Raw genomic sequence first — 17232 nt, 5'->3', positions numbered from 1 at the left:
TTCCGTACCTCTCAGAATAGCCGCCCGGAGGGGACCGGGGCGCAGATGCGGTGAAGCGTTACGCGTATCCAGCATGCCGGCAGGAGTAACCAGACGGGACTCTGGCGCCTCTCTCAACCAGCAATTGAGGAATCGTCAGGCACAGGCGCGCACTTACCAGGAGCAGTACAGAGGGAGCGAAGCGGCGCTTTTCGGGGGGTGGGTTTGTACAGGGCAGGAGGGCGGCAGCCACGGGCTGCCGCGAACACGACGGGGATTACCGGGCTATTCGCTGTCCACCGGCGGGCGCATGGGAGCCGGAAACGGGAACTGGGTGACCTTGTCTCCCTTGACCTCGACAATCTTGCCGGTGCCCTCTTTCTCCACCTCATCGATGCGGACGATGCTGTGCATGGGGATATAGGAACGGGTCACCGAGGCGAATTCGGTCTTCAGCTTCTCCTCGCTGGGATCCACCACCAGCTGGGACTTCTCACCGAACACGAACTCCTCCACCTCGATAAAGCCGTACATCTCGCTCTGGTAGATGGCACGGGCATAGAGTTCGTACACCTGGTTCTGGTTGTGAAAGATAACTTTGTAGATCGGGTTCGCCATAGGTATCTCTGGATGGGGTAAGGCCCCTGGGAATACTAGTCTCGCCGCCCCGGAATGGCCGGGGCCGGAAAAAGCGCGGAAGGATAGCATAGCTGCGGGTGGCCTAATACCGCCGGGCGCTGCCACCGGCTAGGCAGTGCAGGGCCGGATCGCTATAATGCCCCACCTTTTAAATTGACCAGTTTTTAACCAGGCCCGCTATGTCCGAGACCCCGACCGAAAACAGGGTGAAAAAGCTCTTTATCAAGACCCACGGCTGCCAGATGAACGAGTACGACTCGGCGCGTATGCGCGATCTGCTCGGCGAGTCCCACGCCATGGTGCCCACTGATGACCCGGAAGAGGCGGACGTCCTGCTGGTCAACACCTGTTCTATTCGCGAGAAGGCACAGGAAAAATTGTTCCACCAGCTGGGCCGCTGGAAGCACCTGAAGGAAAAAAATCCCGATCTGGTGATCGGCGTCGGTGGCTGCGTGGCGAGCCAGGAGGGCGAAGCGATCGCCAAGCGCGCTCCCTATGTGGACCTGATCTTTGGCCCGCAGACCCTGCACCGCCTGCCGGAAATGATGGAGACCCGCCGCCAGGACACCGGCGCGGTGGTGGTGGACGTCACTTTCCCGGAAATCGAGAAGTTCGACCGCCTGCCGCAGCCGGAGGCGGATGGCGCCACCGCGTTCGTGTCCATCATGGAGGGCTGCTCCAAGTACTGCACCTTCTGCGTGGTGCCCTACACCCGCGGTGAGGAAGTGAGCCGCCCGGTGGCGGACGTGCTGGAGGAAGTGGCGCACCTGGCAGACCAGGGCGTGCGCGAGGTGAACCTGCTGGGCCAGAACGTGAACGCCTACCGGGCCCCCGGTGACGACGGCCAGATCGTGGATTTCGCCGAGCTGATCACCTATGTGGCCGCCATCGACGGCATCGACCGCATCCGCTACACCACCTCCCACCCGGTGGAGTTCTCCGATGCGCTGATCGACGTGTACGCCGAGGTGCCGGAGCTGGTCAACCACCTGCACCTGCCGGTGCAAAGCGGCTCCGACCGTATCCTGATGGCCATGAAACGCGGCCACACGGCGCTGGAGTACAAGTCCAAGATCCGCCGCCTGCGCAAGATCCGCCCGGATATCTGCCTGTCTTCGGACTTTATCATCGGTTTCCCCGGTGAGACCGAGAAAGACTTCGAAGACACCATGAAGCTGATTCAGGATGTGGGTTTCGATATCTCGTTCAGCTTCATCTATTCCGCGCGCCCGGGCACCCCGGCGGCGGACCTGCCGGACGAGACCCCGGAGGAAGTGAAGAAGCAGCGCCTGCAGTTGCTGCAGCACCGTATCAACCAGCAGGCGGCAGAGATCGCCCGGCGCATGGTGGGCAACACCGAGCGGGTGCTGGTGACCGGTGTCTCCAAGAAAGACCCGGGGCAGCTGCAGGGCCGGACCGAAAACAACCGCGTGGTCAACTTCCGCGCCGACGACATGGCACTGATCGGCAAGTTTGCGGATGTCCTGATCGAGGAGGCCCTGCCCAACTCCCTGCGCGGCACCCTGGTGACTTCGGAGCTGGAAGGCCCGCTGTTCTGAGAATCCTCTGAATAGCCGGCCATTCGGGGCTGGCGGCCTGCCGGTCACAGCCCCGAAACTGTAATACCCCCGTGTTATAAGCGGTTTTGTCAGTTAGAAGGTATTGGTCACACTCCGGCCTTTCCCCCACCGGGAAAATCGGTATACCCTAGCAGTGAAAGTCCCCAATACAGGTGCCGAAACCAATTTGGAAACACATACTCTCGCCCACAGCATCACCCTCGAACCCAACGACGCGCGCCGCCTCGCCAACCTCTGCGGCCAGTTTGACGAACACCTGCGTCAGATAGAACAGCGACTCGATATCGAAATCCGCAACCGCGGCAACCAGTTCGCTTTTTACGGCGAGCCCAGGAGTGCCCGCGCCGCCGGTGAGCTGCTCAGTTTCCTCTACGGGGAGACCGAGTCCCGGGACCACCTGACACCGGACGAGATCCACCTCGCCCTGCAGCAGTCCGGCGTGGAGGAACTGCTGGAGAAAAATGACTCCGACAGCAGTGGTGATGCGGACGAGGTAGTGCTGATCCGCACCAAGAAGTGTTCCGTGCGCCCGCGCGGGCTGAACCAGCGCCGGTATGTGCGCGCGGTGCAGACCAACGATATCAACTTCGGTATCGGCCCGGCCGGTACCGGCAAGACCTATCTCGCGGTCGCCTGCGCGGTCGAGTCACTGCTGAAGGACGAGGTGGAGCGCATCCTGCTGGTGCGCCCGGCGGTGGAAGCCGGTGAGAAACTGGGCTTCCTGCCCGGCGACCTGAGCCAGAAGGTCGACCCCTACCTGCGCCCACTCTACGACGCCCTGTATGAAATGCTCGGCTTCGAGACCGTGGGCAAGCTGATCGAGCGCAACGTGATCGAGGTGGCACCGCTGGCCTACATGCGCGGGCGGACCCTGAACAATGCCTTCGTGATCCTGGACGAGAGCCAGAACACCACCCGCGAGCAGATGAAGATGTTCCTGACCCGGATCGGCTTCGGCTCCACTGCGGTCATCACCGGTGACCCGAGCCAGATCGACCTGCCCCGCGGCCAGGCCTCCGGCCTGCGCCATGCCATCGAGGTACTGGGCAAGGTGAACGGCATCAGCTTTACCCATTTCGGGGCCAAGGATGTGGTGCGCCACCCGCTGGTGCAGCGCATCGTCGAAGCCTACGATGTCTACGAGGCGGCCCGCGAAGCCGCCGCCGGCAACCCGAGTGAAGACGCGGCCTGAGGCCGCGCTCTTCGCTATCCAGTGATGCCGGAGCTCCACCTGGACGTGCAGCGGGCCAGCCGTGCCACCGCACTCCCGACCGATGAACAGATCCGCCAGTGGGTGCTGGCGGCGCTGGAGGGCCACCGCGACGAGGCCGAACTCTCCATCCGCATTGTCGATGAGGCAGAGAGCCAGCAGCTGAACCGTGACTACCGGGGCAAGGACAAACCCACCAATGTATTATCCTTTCCGGCGGAACTGCCGGAGGAAGTCGATCTGCCATTGCTCGGCGATCTCGTGATCTGCGCCCCCGTGGTGGCGCGGGAAGCGGAGGAACAGCACAAGGCGAGCCCGGCGCACTGGGCACACATGGTGGTCCATGGCACACTGCACCTTCTGGGTTACGACCATATTGAGGACGCCGAGGCGGAGATAATGGAAGGCCTGGAAGTGAAGGTACTGGCCGGGCTCGGCATCGCCGATCCCTACCAGCCCGCGGATAGACCAACCGAGGCCCCCGGGGCCTGACCGCCCGCAAGGCGTTTTTGAGACACGAAGAGAGAAATCGGAGCGCATGGCCACATCCATGACCACAGACGAACCCCCAAGTAGCCAGTCTTCCGGCAAACCCCGATCGGGGGAGAAGAACTGGCTGGAAAAACTGTTCGGCGCCTTTTCCGCCGAGCCCAAGTCCCGCGACGAGCTGCTCGACATCATCAAGGATGCGGCAGACAACAAGCTGGTAGACGCCGAGGCCCTGTCCATCATCGAGGGCGCCCTGGACGTCTCGAGCCAGCAGGTGCGGGAGATCATGATTCCCCGCTCGCAGATGGTGGTGGTCAGCCTCCAGGACAAGCCGGAGGAGTTCCTGCCCAAGATCATCGAATCCGGTCACTCCCGCTTCCCGGTGATTGGCGAGAGCATCGATGACATACGCGGCATACTGCTGGCCAAAGACCTGCTGCCGCTGATCCTCAAGGGCGTCGAGGGCTTCGAGCTCGAGAGCATCATCCGCCCCGCCAACATCATTCCCGAGAGCAAGCGCCTCAACATCCTGCTGCGGGAGTTCCGCGAGAACCGCTACCACATGGCCGTGGTGATCGACGAGTACGGCGGTGTCTCCGGGGTGGTGACCATCGAGGACATCCTCGAGGAGATTGTCGGCGATATCGAAGACGAAACCGACGAGGAAGAGGCGGACAGCTTTATCCGCAAAGTCGGCGACAATGACTTCATCGTCAAGGCGCTCACCCCCATCGAGGAGTTCAACGAGTACTTCGAGAGTGAGCTCAGCGACGAGGAGTTCGACACTGTCGGCGGCCTGATCATGCAGTCATTCGGCCACCTTCCGAGCCGCGATGAAGTGACCGACCTGGCGGAATTCCGCTTCCGGGTCCTCTACGCGGACAATCGCCAGATTCACTTGTTGCGAGTCCAACGCGGGCACCGTCAGCCTCGCGAAGAAGAGTAAACAGCTTCGCCCGGCTGCCCTGCAGGCGCAGGGCGCCAGTGAGACCAGATCCATGCGCAAACTGTTTCTGCCCCTCGCCAGTGCCGCCGCCGGCGGCCTGATGACCCTGTCCTTCGCGCCCTTCGACTTCTGGCCTGCGGGCCTGCTGTCGCTGGCGCTGTTCGCCTGGCTGAACCTGCGGGCCGCCGATACCGGTCGCCTCGGCAAGAGAGCCGGTTTCTGGCTGGCGTTCTGCTTCGGTTTCGGCCTCTTTGCCAGTGGCGGTTCCTGGGTCTACGTATCGATCACCGACTTTGGCGGTTCGTCGATGCCACTGGGCCTGCTGCTGACCGGCGGCTTCGTCGCCATCCTCGCGGCAGCGCTGGCACTGCCATTCCTGGCGATCGGCCGCTTCACCGGCAACCCGCTGAGTTTCGCCCTCGCATTCCCCGCTCTGTGGTTCCTGAGCGAGTGGCTGCGCACCTGGCTGTTTACCGGTTTCCCGTGGCTGTTTGCCGGCTATGCCCACAGCTCGACCTGGCTGTCCGGCTGGGCGCCCGTGCTGAGCGTGTACGGTATCGGCCTGCTACTGGCACTGTCCGCGGCTGTCATCGCGCTTCTGGCGGCCCGCAAGCTGCCCCTGCGCCAGCAGAAAGGCAACCTGGCCCTGATTATCGCCGCGGCCATGACCTGGCCCGCCGGCGCCCTGCTGTCGCAGGTCGAGTGGACCGAGGCCGGCGGTGAGATCTCCGTGGGGCTGGTCCAGGCCAACATCCCCCAGGAAAAAAAGTGGCTGCCGGAATTCCGCGGTGAGACCATCAGCCGCTACCAGGAGGGCACCCGCCAGCTGGCCAGCCAGAACGTGGACGTGATTATCTGGCCGGAGGCCGCGCTGCCCCTGTTATACAGCCAGGCCCCCAACCTGATGCAGGCATTGCAGAGAAACGCCGAGCAGACCGGCATCGATCTGATCAGCGGCATTCTCTACGATCGCATCGAAACGCCCGAGAATGGCAACCCCCGCCGGCTGGTGCACAACTCCGCCGCCGTATTCGGCCGCAGCCCCCACGTTTACCACAAGCGCCACCTGGTGCCCTTCGGTGAGTATGTGCCGCTGGAAGACTGGCTGCGCGGCACTATCGAGTTCTTCGATTTGCCCACCTCCTTTATCCGCCCCGGTCCGGACGAGCAGCAACCACTGCTGGCAGCCGGTGCCGGGTGGGCGCCACTGATCTGCTATGAAATCGTCTATCCGGCACTGGTATCGGAGAGTGCCCTGAGCTCGGAAGTTCTCCTGACCATCAGCAACGATGCCTGGTTCGGCGCTTCCATCGGGCCCCTTCAACACATGCAGATGGCGCAGATGCGTGCCCTGGAGACTGGACGCTACCTGGTGCGAGCCACCAATACAGGGGTAACTGCCGTCGTCGACCCGCGCGGCCAGATTGTCGAGCGCCTTCCACAGTTCGAGCAGGCCACCATGACCGGCAAGGTGAGAGCGAAGAGTGGCGCTACGCCGTTTATGCTGCTGGGAATCTGGGGAATGCTGGCTCTGGCAGCGGTGATGCTCGCTGCGGCACTGCTGCTCCAACGGAAGCGCGGCGCGGCCGGGGAGCCAGTGCTTGCCAGCGAGGCGGCCGAGGGCAATTGAACCCTACCCGCCTGGCCGGAAACCTGCTCAGAAGGGAATTCGGAACTGTATAACGTCGATACCGGTATTGAGACGGGTCAGGCTGGCACTGGAGAAATGTTGATATTCCAGGGAAAAAGCCCTGAAGTCGATTCCAAAACCCGTCCTGAAATTGAAGTGGCCGACCAGTGGTGAGCCATCGACGTAGGAAACACCAACACGTCCGTAGAAGCTGCCGCGACACCACTCCCAGCCCGGGCGCAGGACACGGGTAATGGAGGCTGCGTAGCCGAGCCGTTCCTGCTCCCCCTCGGCCGTATCCCCCTGACCGAGAATCACCCCGCCGAACTCCCACCGTCGGTGCCGGTATGACAATTCTGCTGCCGTCATATCGCCGTTAAACAGTGCCTGGCCGAGGCCGACCGAAACAATGCTCTGAGGACTCTCCTCTGCCGAGACATCTGCAGCTGCAAATGACACGGCGGCAACAAGAAACCACTGAACCCCAAAAAACCTCGCTGCTACCGCCAAGGCCCTGCTCAACATCCTGTATACCTCTACTGCGCAGGTGATGGGCCACATCCGTTGGCCACTGGTCAAACGGAGTATAGCAAGGGCCCCGTTTCAGGCGCCCACGCAACATAGCCGCCCACGATCTCACGTATTGCGTTGCAAAACCCCGGCACTTCCAGACCAGCAAGCAGACAAAGCAGCAGAGAGACAAGCGGGCGCCTAAAGCCACCAGCAGATCAGGTGATTGGCTTACACTGCGCATAAATTGCCTGAAGAGTCCCAGAGCAACAGTGAATCACGCTACTGACTGCTATTATGCTGACCAATAAATGACAAAAGGCACGGATGCCAACTCTATGCATTGTTTAATCACCGGCGGAACCGGCTTGATCGGCCGGCACTTTTGCCAGCAGTGGCTTGCTCGCGGCAATACCGTGACAGTGCTGAGCAGACAACCGGATAAAGTCAGGGAACTCTGCGGCGAGACGGCCAAAGGTGTGGCCGAGCTGCATCAGGTAGAGGAACCGGTGGATGTGGTGGTCAATCTGGCCGGTGAACCCATTAACCACCGCTGGACAGAGAAGCGCCGCGAGGAAATCCGCAACTCCCGTATCGACACCACAGAAGTGCTGGTGCGCTGGTGCCTGTCACTGGCGCAACGACCGCGTTTTGTTCTATCCGGTTCCGCCGTGGGCTATTACGGAGACAGAGGTGGCGACCTCCTGAAGGAAAACAATCCGCCGGGGGGTGGCTTTTCCGCCGAGCTCTGCCGTGATTGGGAGGCGGCCACCCTGCCACTGCAACAGGCTGGGATTTGTGTGGGTATCATGCGGACGGGAATCGTCCTCTCGACCCGTGGTGGCGCACTCTCCCAGATGCTGCCTCCGTTTCGGCTCGGAGCCGGCGGACCAATGGGATCCGGCGAACAGTGGATGAGCTGGATTCACGAGGACGATATCGTCGGGCTGATGCTGCACGCCATCGACCGGCACGTGTGCCTGCCATTCAACGCCTGCGCACCCGAGGCGGTAACCAATAACAGCTTCGCCCGGCTGCTGGCCAAGCAGCTGCATCGCCCGTGCCTGGTCCGCACACCGGGATGGGCGCTGAAATTGATGTTCGGGGAAATGGCAGAGGAGCTGCTGCTGGCAAGCCAGCGCATGGAACCGCGCACAGCACTGGATACTGGTTACACCTTCCGCTTTCCCACGCTCGAAGCCGCCCTCGCGGACTTGCTGGACAACCGCCAACCCCGCAAAGCACAGGCCTGAGCCCCGGAAACCCGGAGCTTTCAGTTCTGGGCTCTTCTCTTTGTTTAGAGAGCGGCGAACAGAGGGTCAGGCCGCTTCTTCGCTGGCCTCAAGGGCCTGGGTGAGGTAGCGCCGGCCGGATTCTCCCTCCACCGCCTCTGCAGTGCACTCCATCGGCGCAGAGCCAACCCATTGCGCATGCCAGCGATACCAACGGGGTTCGCCAGCCTCGACGCGCAGCTCAATGAAATCAGCCTCCACGGGATCGATACGGAACTCCCGGACTATCTGGCCGGCAAAGGTCTCAAAGTTCTTGCGGACCAGGCCACCTGCTTCACTGCCCGCAGTGAGAAATACCAGATCACGGCCATCACGGCGCACCCGCCGGAAGCCGACATCCACCAGACGATTCAGGCGATTATGTAACTGGAGGGGAGAAAAAGACGCTGGAATTGCCATCATTTCAGCGGTACCTCTTTTATTTTTATGGTTGCTATCCACAGCCACTGCTCCATTGCTTTTCAACCAACGACCGCCACTGTGGGCTTCACATCTTAGGCCCCCTGATCGGGACCCTACAAGGCATTATCGTGACCGGAACCGCTCGCCAGATCCTGTCTTTTGACGCCAGTTTCGCGGCCTGCCCGAGCCTCTAGCCTTGAGAAGACGGACTGGGGCGTTAGTTCCTCAACATTTATGTTCTGGCGGCAAAGGCCTCCAGTAATACCACCACTGACCAAGCAGTTCGCGCCAGTACACCTGAGTACGCAGCATGGCAGAAGCCGTTGGCAGCCAGGACAGCAACCCGCCCTGTGCGCGCGGTAACAGCTCCCCGGGCGTGCCCACCGCAAGTGGCTGAACCTGCAGGCCCGCGCGGGCAAAAACCCGCGCCGCCCGCGGCATATGCCACCAGTGAGTGACCAGCACGATGCTTTCCACACCGGAGTCATGAAGCATCGCCGCACTATTGACCGCATTCTCGGCTGTGGTACGACTGCAATTCTCCTGCCAAGTCGCCGGTCGCTGCAGGCGATCTTTCATCACGACCGCCATTAATTGCGCCTCGGGATCCCGCTCACCGGCATAAACACGTCCGCCGGTGACCAGGACCGGCAGCTGGGTGGGGCCCTTGTCCACTGCCCACATCAGCCGCTCGAGAGTGGTGGCTGAAAGCCGTTCGTTACCGCTTTTCTCATCCCGGTAACGACCTGCGCCTAACACCACCACAGCCTGGGGCACAGCCTCGGCCTGCGACGGCGCCTGTCCCACCTGCTTACCGAGCCAGTAAGAAAAGACCGGTGTCGCCGAAATCCACAAGGTCGCGACAGAGAGAATAGCCAGCGGCAGTGACAGTTTTGCGAAAACCGACGAAGAGGGCAGCAACCACAACACAAGAGCCAACAACAGCCCCAGCAGCGGCGCCAATGGCGGCATCACCAGGGTGGTCAGGGCAGCATGGGATTCCATCAGCGCTCGAGACCACCGGTAATCTGGCGAAAGACGCCGTAACCACAGCGATGGCATGGGGTGATCTGGGCATTCTCCGGGGGGAGTGCACGGTAACCACACCCCAGGCACTGCAGCTCCTCTCCCGCGCCCACGGTTTCGCCGGCCAGGGCCCAGGGCTCACCGGCTTTGATACATCGCATCAGCTTGGGCCAGGCCGTCTCGGTGGGGTCGGCGGCATTCAAAAACAGCTCTCCGGCGCGCTCTTCAGTGGTTTTCAGCTCACCACCCAGACCGCGCAGGTACTCCGCCGCCCGATGCAGGTCGTCCTTCAGCCAGGCGCGCAGGAACGCCATCTTATTGGCCGTGAGCTCCTCTACGGCCAGCTCACCCTCGACCAGATTCTCCAGATCCTGGCGCAGTTCTTCCGCCAGATCCTCCTCAGGAGGCAACTTCGGTTCCTTCGTCATGGCATCCCTCATATAATTCCGCGCTTTCCAGTGTACGAATTGGACTGGAATTCCCACTACGAATTGAGTCACAGAGTATAGGTTCCCGCCGATGGAAGAGCAGTACAACCCCTCCGCAGTCGAAGCCGCCGCCCAGGAATTCTGGGAGGAACAGAAGAGCTTTGAGGTCACGGAGGACACCAGCAAGGAAAAATTCTACTGCCTGTCCATGTTCCCCTACCCCAGCGGCAAGCTGCACATGGGGCATGTGCGCAACTACACCATTACCGACGTGATCTCCCGCTTTCAGCGCATGCAGGGCAAGAATGTGCTGCATCCCATGGGCTGGGACGCCTTCGGCCTGCCGGCCGAGAACGCCGCGATCCAGAACAAGACCGCCCCGGCCAAGTGGACCTACGCCAACATCGATTACATGAAAGGCCAGCTGAAAGCACTCGGCTTCGGCTTTGACTGGTCCCGCGAGCTGGCCACCTGCCAGCCGTCCTACTACCGCTGGGAGCAGTGGTTCTTCACCCGCCTGTATGAGAAGGGGCTGGTCTACAAGAAGAACTCCGCAGTGAACTGGTGCCCACACGACGCGACCGTACTGGCCAACGAGCAAGTCGAGGACGGTGCCTGCTGGCGCTGCGGTACCACCGTGGAGCGCCGCGAACTGGCCCAGTGGTTCATCAAGATCACCGATTACGCCGAGGAACTGCTCGACGATCTGGACAAGCTGCCCGACTGGCCGGAGCAGGTGCGCACCATGCAGCGCAACTGGATCGGCAAGAGCAAGGGCGTGGAGCTGAGCTTCGCCCTGCCCCACACCATCGCCGGCGTGGACCACTTCGACGTGTACACCACCCGCCCGGACACCCTGATGGGGGTCACCTATGTCTCCATCGCCGCTGAACACCCGATCGCGCTGGAGCTGGCAGAGAACAATACCGAGCTGAAAGCCTTTATCGCCGAGTGCAAGAAGCAGTCCATGTCCGAAGCCGACATGGCCACCATGGAAAAGCGCGGCATGGACACCGGTATCAAGGCAGTACATCCGATCACCGGCGAGGAAGTCCCTGTCTGGGTCGCCAACTATGTGCTGATGGATTACGGCACCGGCTGCGTAATGGCGGTCCCGGCCCACGACCAGCGTGACTGGGAGTTTGCCCGCAAATACGACCTGCCGATCCAGCAGGTGGTGGCGCCGTCCGGTGACGAGCCCATCGATCTGGACACCGAGGCCTTCGTCGACAAGGGCGTGCTGGTGAACTCCGGCGGTTTCGACGGCCTGGATTTCGAGGCCGCCTTCAATGCCATCGCCGACGCACTGTCCGCGGCGGGCAAGGGCCGCGTGACGACCAACTACCGCCTGCGCGACTGGGGCGTGTCCCGCCAGCGCTACTGGGGCGCACCGATCCCCATGTTCAACCTGCCCGACGGCGGCGAGATTCCGGTACCGGCTGAAAAGCTGCCGATCCTGCTGCCGGAGGACGTGGAGCTGGACGGCGTCCAGTCACCGATCAAGGCAGACCCGGAGTGGCGCAAGGACGAGCTGAATGGGGAGCCGGTTGAGCGCGAGACCGATACCTTCGACACCTTCATGGAGTCCAGCTGGTACTACGCCCGCTACACCTGCCCCGACTTCGAGCAGGGCATGCTGGATCCGGACCGGGCCAATTACTGGCTGCCGGTTGACCAGTATGTGGGCGGTATCGAACACGCCATTCTGCACTTGCTGTACGCGCGCTTCTTCCACAAGCTGATGCGCGACGAGGGCCTGGTGGATAGCGACGAGCCGTTCAAGCAGCTGCTGTGCCAGGGCATGGTACTGGCAGAGTCTTTCTACAAGGAAAAGGACGGCCACAAGACCTGGATCAACCCCGCCGATGTGGACGTGGAGCGCGACGAGAAAGGCAAGGCCATTCGCGCCGTCGAACGCGCCACCGGTGAGGAAGTCATTGCCGGCGGCGTGGTCAAGATGTCCAAGTCCAAGAACAACGGTATTGACCCGCACGCCGCGGTCGAGGAGTACGGTGCCGATACCGTGCGTCTGTTCACCATGTTCGCCGCACCGCCCGAACAGACCCTGGAGTGGCACGAAGCCGGTGTGGAGGGCGCCAGCCGCTTCCTGCGCAAGCTGTGGAAGACCGTGCAAGGCCACCTGGAGACCGGCAGCACCTCTGCCGCCATCGACGCTGGCAGCCTGAGTGACAAGCAGCAACAATTGCGCCGCAAGACCCACGAGACCATCCAGAAGGTCAGCGACGACTATGGGCGCCGCCAGACTTTCAACACCGCTGTTGCCGCGGTGATGGAGCTGCTGAATGAAGTGGGCAAGCTGGCAGAGCGCGACAGCGAGCAGGGTCTCGCGGTGGAGCGCGAGGCCCTGGAAGCCGCTGTAAAACTGCTGGCACCGGTCACCCCGCATATCGGCCACCAGCTGTGGCGCGCGCTGGGTAACGAGACCGCACTGGTGGATGCCCCGTGGCCGCAGGTGGATGAAAAAGCCCTGGTGCGCTCCAGCATCACCCTGGTGGTACAGGTCAACGGCAAGGTGCGGGCCAAGCTGGAAGCTCCCGCGGATGCCGACAAGGAAACTCTGGAAAGGATGGCGCTGTCGAACGACAACGTTCAGAAGTTCATTGGCGACGCGACCGTGCGCAAGGTGATTGTGGTCCCGGGCAAGCTGGTCAACATCGTTGCCAAATAAACGGGTTACTAGGTAGCCCAGGTTTTCGGGGGTACTTGCCTTGTACAGATTGACTGCAATTGCGGTGGCCGGCCTGCTGGCCACCGGTACCGCTTACGCAAAGGGCCTGTCGGGTGAATTGGTGGGGCAGTGGCAAAGCCAGTGCAAACAAGCCTCCGGTCGCTACCTGCAAGTCAGCAGCCGCTTCACCGCAGCGGGTGAATACAGGGCCAAAAGCACGTTCTTCATTGACGCCGGCTGCAAGACTCCTATGGGGATGGAGATAGTCTCCACTGGCCGCTACCGGCTTGGCGAGATGCGCACCACCGTCGACGGTGACAGGGCGCAGGACATTGACCTGGAAGTGAATGAACTGCAAAGCGGCGGCATGACATTGCCTGGTGTCGGTGAGCGCGTGACCCAGATCATCGCCATCATTGACGGCAAGCTGGTGTTCGGTGATGCCCCCGGACTGCCGGCGGTCACCGGCGGCCAGCGCCCGACCAAACTCAACAAGAGCTTCTATTCGAATAAACAATGAAAAAAATATTAGCCCGCACACTGGGTGTCTTGATTGTGATATCGCTGACCGCCTGCGGCTGGCACCTGCGCGGTGCGCCGAAGAACTTCCCTCCGGGTAGCCAGCTCTATATCACCGCGGAGGATCCCCGCTCCGGGATTGCCGAAGAGCTCACCCGCCTGCTGCGCAGCGGTGGCATTCCCATGGCAGAGTCGCCCTCTCTTGCAGACTATGTGCTCACCATTCACAAGGAAGATGAGCGCCGCCGCACCGTGGCTGTGGATGCCAAGGGCCGTGCCGCCGAGTATGAACTGATTACCAGCGCCCTCTACAGTGTTGCCGACAGCAGCGGTCGCGTACTGCTCAACAATGCCGAGGCGGACGTCTACCGCACACTGGAGTGGGATGACAACGAAGTGGTGAGCAAGGGCGAGGAAGAGCTCCTGTTGCGCGAGGAAATGCGCCGGGAACTGATCGGCCGCATCATCGACCGCCTGCGCCGCATCGATGTGGGCGCTCCGCTCGAAGAACGCAGTTACTGAGACAAACCGAGCTATGCGCCTCAATCCCCGCCAGTTGCCACAGAGCCTCAACAAGGGTCTTGCCCCCATTTATGTCGTGTCCGGGGACGAGCCGCTGCTGGTGCAGGAATGCTGTGACAGTATCCGTGCCGCGGCAAAAAAACAGGGATTCAACGAGCGCGAGCTGCTCCATGCCGAGAACAATTTCGACTGGGGCCAGCTGATCGCCTCTGCCGGCAGCCTGTCGCTGTTTGCCGAGAAGAAACTGATCGAAGTGCGCCTGCCCAACGGCAAGCCCGGGGACAAGGGCAGCAAGGCCCTGCAGGAATTTGCCCGGATCGGCGGTGACGACCTGGTACTGCTACTGGTGCTGCCCAAGGTGGACCGCGCCCAGGTCAACAGCAAGTGGATGAAAGCCCTGGAACAGCGCGGCGCACTGATCCAGATCTGGCCGGTGGACGCCAATGAAATGCCGCGCTGGATTCACCAGCGGCTGCGTGCTGAGGGCCTCGATGCCGAGCCCGAAGCCATCCAGATCCTCGCCGAGCGGGTCGAGGGCAATCTGCTGGCGGCCAGCCAGGAAATCGAAAAGCTCAAGCTGCTGAGTAACGACAACCTGATTACCGCCGCCACCATGAACGATGCCGTGGCCAGCTCCGCCCGCTACGACGTGTTCGGGCTGATCGATCGCGCCCTGGCCGGGGATGCCGAAGCGGCCGTAAAGACCCTGCATGGCCTGCGCGCCGAGGGGGTAGAGGCACCCATCGTACTCTGGGCCCTGGCGCGGGAAATCCGCAGCCTGCTGGAGATCGGTGAGAAGCTGGACCAGGGCCAGCCGCTGAGCCGGCTGGTGCGTATCCAGAAGCGCCAGCCCCTCGTGCAGGGCGCCATCAACCGCCTGCCGCGCCGGCAACTGGAAGCACTGCTGCTGCGAGCCCGCGCGGTGGACAACGCCATCAAAGGCGGACGCGAACTCAATCCCTGGACCGGGCTGCTGGAACTGACGCTCAACCTCTCCGGCAAGCGCAGTCTCTGACCACGCCCTGAGCTCCTTCATATTTCTTCCCGGCCAGTCGCCCCCCTTCTTGTGCCCCTCTTCCCCTGTTAACAGCGATATCCCGCGCGCCCGGAAATGCCCTGAGATTTGTCAGGAAATGCATTTTGCGGATCGCCTTGTGGCGTTTACATTGAATGAGCCACACCCGGCCCATCGCGAGGAACGCAATGAGCGAGCAGCTGCCACCTTCTGCCCGGCCCGACACACATGAAGTGTTCAACCAGGCGCCATCGCTGGCGGGACACAACCTGTATGCGGGGGACCACGCGCTGCGGGATGCCGTGCGTCACTTCGGCGGGCACTGGGCTGAGGATGACCTGCAGCGCTACGGCGAGGTCTGCGGCCGCCCGGAGATGATCCAGCGCGGTTACGATGCCAACGAGTTCAAACCGATTTTTGAAAGCCACGACCGGGTCGGCAACCGTGTCGACCTGGTCCGCTACCATCCCGCCTACCACCAGTTGATGCAGCTGGCGCTGTCGGAGGGCCTGCATAGCGCACCCTGGACGGACCCGGGCCCCGGCGCCCATGTCGCCCGCGCCGCCAAGTACTACCTGCACTGCCAGCTGGAGGCCGGCCACGGTTGCCCCGTGACCATGACTTTTGCCTCGGTGCCGTCCATCCGCCTGGCACCCCGGCTGGCAGAGGAGTGGCTGCCAAAAATCACCGCCCGGAGCTACGACCCGTCCAACCGCCCCTATACCGAGAAGGCCCAGCTCACCATCGGCATGGCCATGACCGAGAAACAGGGCGGCTCCGATGTGCGCGCCAATACCACGACTGCCGCCCCGGTGGGCGACGACAGCTACGAGCTGACCGGCCACAAGTGGTTCACTTCGGCCCCCATGTGCGATGCCTTCCTGATGCTGGCGCAGTCCCCCAAAGGCCTCAGCTGTTTCCTGGTGCCCCGCTGGCGCCCGGATGGCAGCAAGAACCCGATCCAGGTGCAGCGCCTGAAAAACAAGGCTGGCAATGTCTCCAACGCCTCGTCGGAAATCGAGCTGCGCGGTGCCCTCGGCTGGCTGGTGGGTGAGGAGGGACGCGGGGTAAATGCGATCATTGAGATGGTGGCCACTACCCGCTTCGACTGCATGATCGGCTCCGCCGGTGGCCAGCGCCAGGCGGTGGTACAGGCCGTACACCATGCCGCCCACCGCAGCGCCTTCGGCAGGCCATTGATCGAGCAGCCGCTGATGCAGAACGTGCTCGCCGACCTGCAGCTGGAAGTCGAAGGCTCGGTAGCCATGACCATGCGCATGGCCCGGGCAATGGATCATCCCGACAGTGAACACGAGCGGATGCTGATGCGGCTCGGCGCCGCGGTGGGCAAATACTGGATCTGTAAACGTACGCCCCATCACGCCTACGAGGCGATGGAGTGCCTGGGCGGCAACGGTGTGATCGAGAATTTCATCACCGCCCGCCTGTACCGCGATGCCCCCATCAATGCGATCTGGGAGGGCTCCGGTAATATCCAGGCGCTGGATGTACTGCGGGCCATCGGCAAGACCCCGGCCATACTCAACCACTGGTTCGATGAATTATCGGAAAGCGCCGGTGCCGACCCATCGCTGGACAAAGCCATCAGGAGCCTGAGAAAACAGCTGACGGATCGGGACCAGATCGAGTACCGGGCCCGCCACCTGGTGGACCAGATGGCCCTGACAATGCAGGCCCACCTGCTGGTTCAGGGCGGCAACAGCGCCGTCGCCGAGGCCTTCATTGCCTCGCGCCTACTGCCTCGAAGTGCGCACAATACCGGTACCCTGCCCCGCGGTGTCGATCTCGAGCGGCTGGTCGAACGGGGGGACCCGGGGCGGGGGTGAACGCCCCGGCGAAAGCTACACTCCCTAATCCCTGTAACCCCGTGGAGGCAACATGTTGCTCGAAGTCGGCTATTGGCGCAGCGTCCCTTACCTGTGGGACTATCCCCGACCCCAATCGCTCATCGCGCCCGGCTGGCGTGCCGCGGAACGCCCGCGCATCGTCCGGTACCTGCAAAGCGGAAAAACCCATACCCGCTGGCGCGGATATTCACGGTGCAGGTTCCCCGAGTGCGGGGCCGCTCTGGGATCGCGCTGCCTGACGGACGGGCGCTGGCTCTGGCCAGAAGGGCTCGAGCACTACATCGAGCATCACGATGTGATGCTGCCACGATGGTTCATCGATGAAATGACTTTGCGCAAATGGCAGGTGCCGGAAGTCGATGAAGATGAGATTCAGCAAGAACCGATCGTCGAAGCGTTCTGGATAAACTGGGCACGCAAGACCGCGAAGAGCCTGGCACAGCGACACCAGCCACCACCCGTCCCTGCGACCTGAACAGCGTGCTGCC

17 protein-coding genes are annotated in these 17232 nt (G+C 62.3%); 12 read left to right on the top strand and 5 right to left on the bottom strand.

Annotated features, from left to right (window positions below):
* Positions 1–264: 264 nt before the first annotated feature.
* Positions 265–597: a DUF1820 family protein gene (locus LVD12_RS08555; protein ID WP_237067282.1), complete on the bottom strand. Its 333-nt coding sequence runs from the start codon at positions 595–597 to the stop codon at positions 265–267.
* Between the two features lie 200 nt (positions 598–797).
* Between LVD12_RS08555 and miaB the strand changes: the two genes are divergently transcribed.
* From miaB to lnt, 5 genes are all read left to right on the top strand, one after another.
* Entirely contained in the window at positions 798–2177 is a 1380-nt protein-coding gene (gene miaB / locus LVD12_RS08550) for a tRNA (N6-isopentenyl adenosine(37)-C2)-methylthiotransferase MiaB (protein ID WP_237067281.1), read from the top strand.
* A 187-nt stretch (positions 2178–2364) separates the two neighbouring features.
* The gene (locus LVD12_RS08545) at positions 2365–3390 is read left to right on the top strand and encodes a PhoH family protein (RefSeq protein ID WP_237067280.1); all 1026 of its coding nucleotides are present in this window, start codon (positions 2365–2367) and stop codon (positions 3388–3390) included.
* A 24-nt stretch (positions 3391–3414) separates the two neighbouring features.
* Positions 3415–3900 (top strand): rRNA maturation RNase YbeY, encoded by a 486-nt coding sequence (ybeY, locus tag LVD12_RS08540; RefSeq protein ID WP_237067279.1) that lies wholly within the window; start codon positions 3415–3417, stop codon positions 3898–3900.
* Positions 3901–3958: 58 nt separating this feature from the next.
* On the top strand, positions 3959–4843 hold the full coding sequence (locus tag LVD12_RS08535; protein WP_439651338.1) for a CorC family transporter: 885 nt from the start codon (positions 3959–3961) through the stop codon (positions 4841–4843).
* A gap of 52 nt (positions 4844–4895) precedes the next feature.
* Entirely contained in the window at positions 4896–6473 is a 1578-nt protein-coding gene (lnt, locus tag LVD12_RS08530) for an apolipoprotein N-acyltransferase (RefSeq protein ID WP_237067278.1), read from the top strand.
* A 27-nt stretch (positions 6474–6500) separates the two neighbouring features.
* Here the strand turns inward: lnt and LVD12_RS08525 are convergent, their stop codons facing one another.
* Entirely contained in the window at positions 6501–6932 is a 432-nt protein-coding gene (locus LVD12_RS08525; RefSeq protein ID WP_237067277.1) for an acyloxyacyl hydrolase, read from the bottom strand.
* A 362-nt stretch (positions 6933–7294) separates the two neighbouring features.
* Here LVD12_RS08525 and LVD12_RS08520 point away from each other — a divergent pair, with 362 nt between their 5' ends.
* Complete coding sequence (locus tag LVD12_RS08520) at positions 7295–8236, top strand: TIGR01777 family oxidoreductase (RefSeq protein ID WP_369413374.1); 942 nt, start codon at positions 7295–7297, stop codon at positions 8234–8236.
* 66 nt (positions 8237–8302) lie between these two features.
* Here LVD12_RS08520 and LVD12_RS08515 read toward each other — a convergent pair whose 3' ends face one another.
* The 3 genes from LVD12_RS08515 to LVD12_RS08505 all read right to left on the bottom strand — a co-directional run bounded on the left by LVD12_RS08515 (position 8303) and on the right by LVD12_RS08505 (position 10131).
* Positions 8303–8677: a hypothetical protein gene (locus LVD12_RS08515; protein WP_237067275.1), complete on the bottom strand. Its 375-nt coding sequence runs from the start codon at positions 8675–8677 to the stop codon at positions 8303–8305.
* Between the two features lie 225 nt (positions 8678–8902).
* The gene (locus LVD12_RS08510) at positions 8903–9682 is read right to left on the bottom strand and encodes a YdcF family protein (RefSeq protein ID WP_237067274.1); all 780 of its coding nucleotides are present in this window, start codon (positions 9680–9682) and stop codon (positions 8903–8905) included.
* Positions 9682–10131: a zinc ribbon-containing protein gene (locus LVD12_RS08505; protein ID WP_237067273.1), complete on the bottom strand. Its 450-nt coding sequence runs from the start codon at positions 10129–10131 to the stop codon at positions 9682–9684. Before LVD12_RS08505 ends, LVD12_RS08510 begins: the two co-directional genes overlap by 1 nt.
* 91 nt (positions 10132–10222) lie before the next feature.
* Between LVD12_RS08505 and leuS the strand changes: the two genes are divergently transcribed.
* The 6 genes from leuS to LVD12_RS08475 all read left to right on the top strand — a co-directional run bounded on the left by leuS (position 10223) and on the right by LVD12_RS08475 (position 17219).
* Positions 10223–12820, top strand: a complete 2598-nt coding sequence (gene leuS / locus LVD12_RS08500) for a leucine--tRNA ligase (RefSeq protein ID WP_237067272.1) — start codon at positions 10223–10225, stop codon at positions 12818–12820.
* A 40-nt stretch (positions 12821–12860) separates the two neighbouring features.
* Positions 12861–13340 (top strand): hypothetical protein, encoded by a 480-nt coding sequence (locus LVD12_RS08495; protein ID WP_237067271.1) that lies wholly within the window; start codon positions 12861–12863, stop codon positions 13338–13340.
* On the top strand, positions 13337–13861 hold the full coding sequence (locus LVD12_RS08490) for an LPS-assembly lipoprotein LptE (RefSeq protein ID WP_237067270.1): 525 nt from the start codon (positions 13337–13339) through the stop codon (positions 13859–13861). Before LVD12_RS08495 ends, LVD12_RS08490 begins: the two co-directional genes overlap by 4 nt.
* Positions 13862–13874: 13 nt before the next feature.
* Positions 13875–14876: a DNA polymerase III subunit delta gene (gene holA / locus LVD12_RS08485; RefSeq protein WP_237067269.1), complete on the top strand. Its 1002-nt coding sequence runs from the start codon at positions 13875–13877 to the stop codon at positions 14874–14876.
* Positions 14877–15064: 188 nt separating this feature from the next.
* Positions 15065–16723, top strand: a complete 1659-nt coding sequence (locus tag LVD12_RS08480) for an acyl-CoA dehydrogenase family protein (protein ID WP_237067268.1) — start codon at positions 15065–15067, stop codon at positions 16721–16723.
* A 52-nt stretch (positions 16724–16775) separates the two neighbouring features.
* A complete protein-coding gene (locus tag LVD12_RS08475) occupies positions 16776–17219 on the top strand; it encodes a hypothetical protein (protein WP_237067267.1) in 444 nt (147 codons plus the stop codon).
* The last annotated feature ends 13 nt before the right edge of the window (positions 17220–17232 follow it).

It is taken from the genome of Microbulbifer guangxiensis, assembly GCF_021729075.1.
GTDB lineage: Bacteria > Pseudomonadota > Gammaproteobacteria > Pseudomonadales > Cellvibrionaceae > Microbulbifer > Microbulbifer guangxiensis.
The sequence above is the reverse complement of the archived record's forward strand: the minus strand, read 5'-3'. Positions and strand labels throughout refer to the sequence as shown.

Coding starts and splice junctions, on each gene's coding strand:
- LVD12_RS08555 (WP_237067282.1), bottom strand. CDS start 597: ATGGCGAACCCGATCTACAAAGTTATCTTTCACAACCAGAACCAGGTG.
- miaB (WP_237067281.1), top strand. CDS start 798: ATGTCCGAGACCCCGACCGAAAACAGGGTGAAAAAGCTCTTTATCAAG.
- ybeY (WP_237067279.1), top strand. CDS start 3,415: ATGCCGGAGCTCCACCTGGACGTGCAGCGGGCCAGCCGTGCCACCGCA.
- LVD12_RS08535 (WP_439651338.1), top strand. CDS start 3,959: ATGACCACAGACGAACCCCCAAGTAGCCAGTCTTCCGGCAAACCCCGA.
- lnt (WP_237067278.1), top strand. CDS start 4,896: ATGCGCAAACTGTTTCTGCCCCTCGCCAGTGCCGCCGCCGGCGGCCTG.
- LVD12_RS08520 (WP_369413374.1), top strand. CDS start 7,295: ATGACAAAAGGCACGGATGCCAACTCTATGCATTGTTTAATCACCGGC.
- LVD12_RS08515 (WP_237067275.1), bottom strand. CDS start 8,677: ATGATGGCAATTCCAGCGTCTTTTTCTCCCCTCCAGTTACATAATCGC.
- LVD12_RS08510 (WP_237067274.1), bottom strand. CDS start 9,682: ATGGAATCCCATGCTGCCCTGACCACCCTGGTGATGCCGCCATTGGCG.
- LVD12_RS08505 (WP_237067273.1), bottom strand. CDS start 10,131: ATGACGAAGGAACCGAAGTTGCCTCCTGAGGAGGATCTGGCGGAAGAA.
- leuS (WP_237067272.1), top strand. CDS start 10,223: ATGGAAGAGCAGTACAACCCCTCCGCAGTCGAAGCCGCCGCCCAGGAA.
- LVD12_RS08490 (WP_237067270.1), top strand. CDS start 13,337: ATGAAAAAAATATTAGCCCGCACACTGGGTGTCTTGATTGTGATATCG.
- holA (WP_237067269.1), top strand. CDS start 13,875: ATGCGCCTCAATCCCCGCCAGTTGCCACAGAGCCTCAACAAGGGTCTT.
- LVD12_RS08480 (WP_237067268.1), top strand. CDS start 15,065: ATGAGCGAGCAGCTGCCACCTTCTGCCCGGCCCGACACACATGAAGTG.
- LVD12_RS08475 (WP_237067267.1), top strand. CDS start 16,776: ATGTTGCTCGAAGTCGGCTATTGGCGCAGCGTCCCTTACCTGTGGGAC.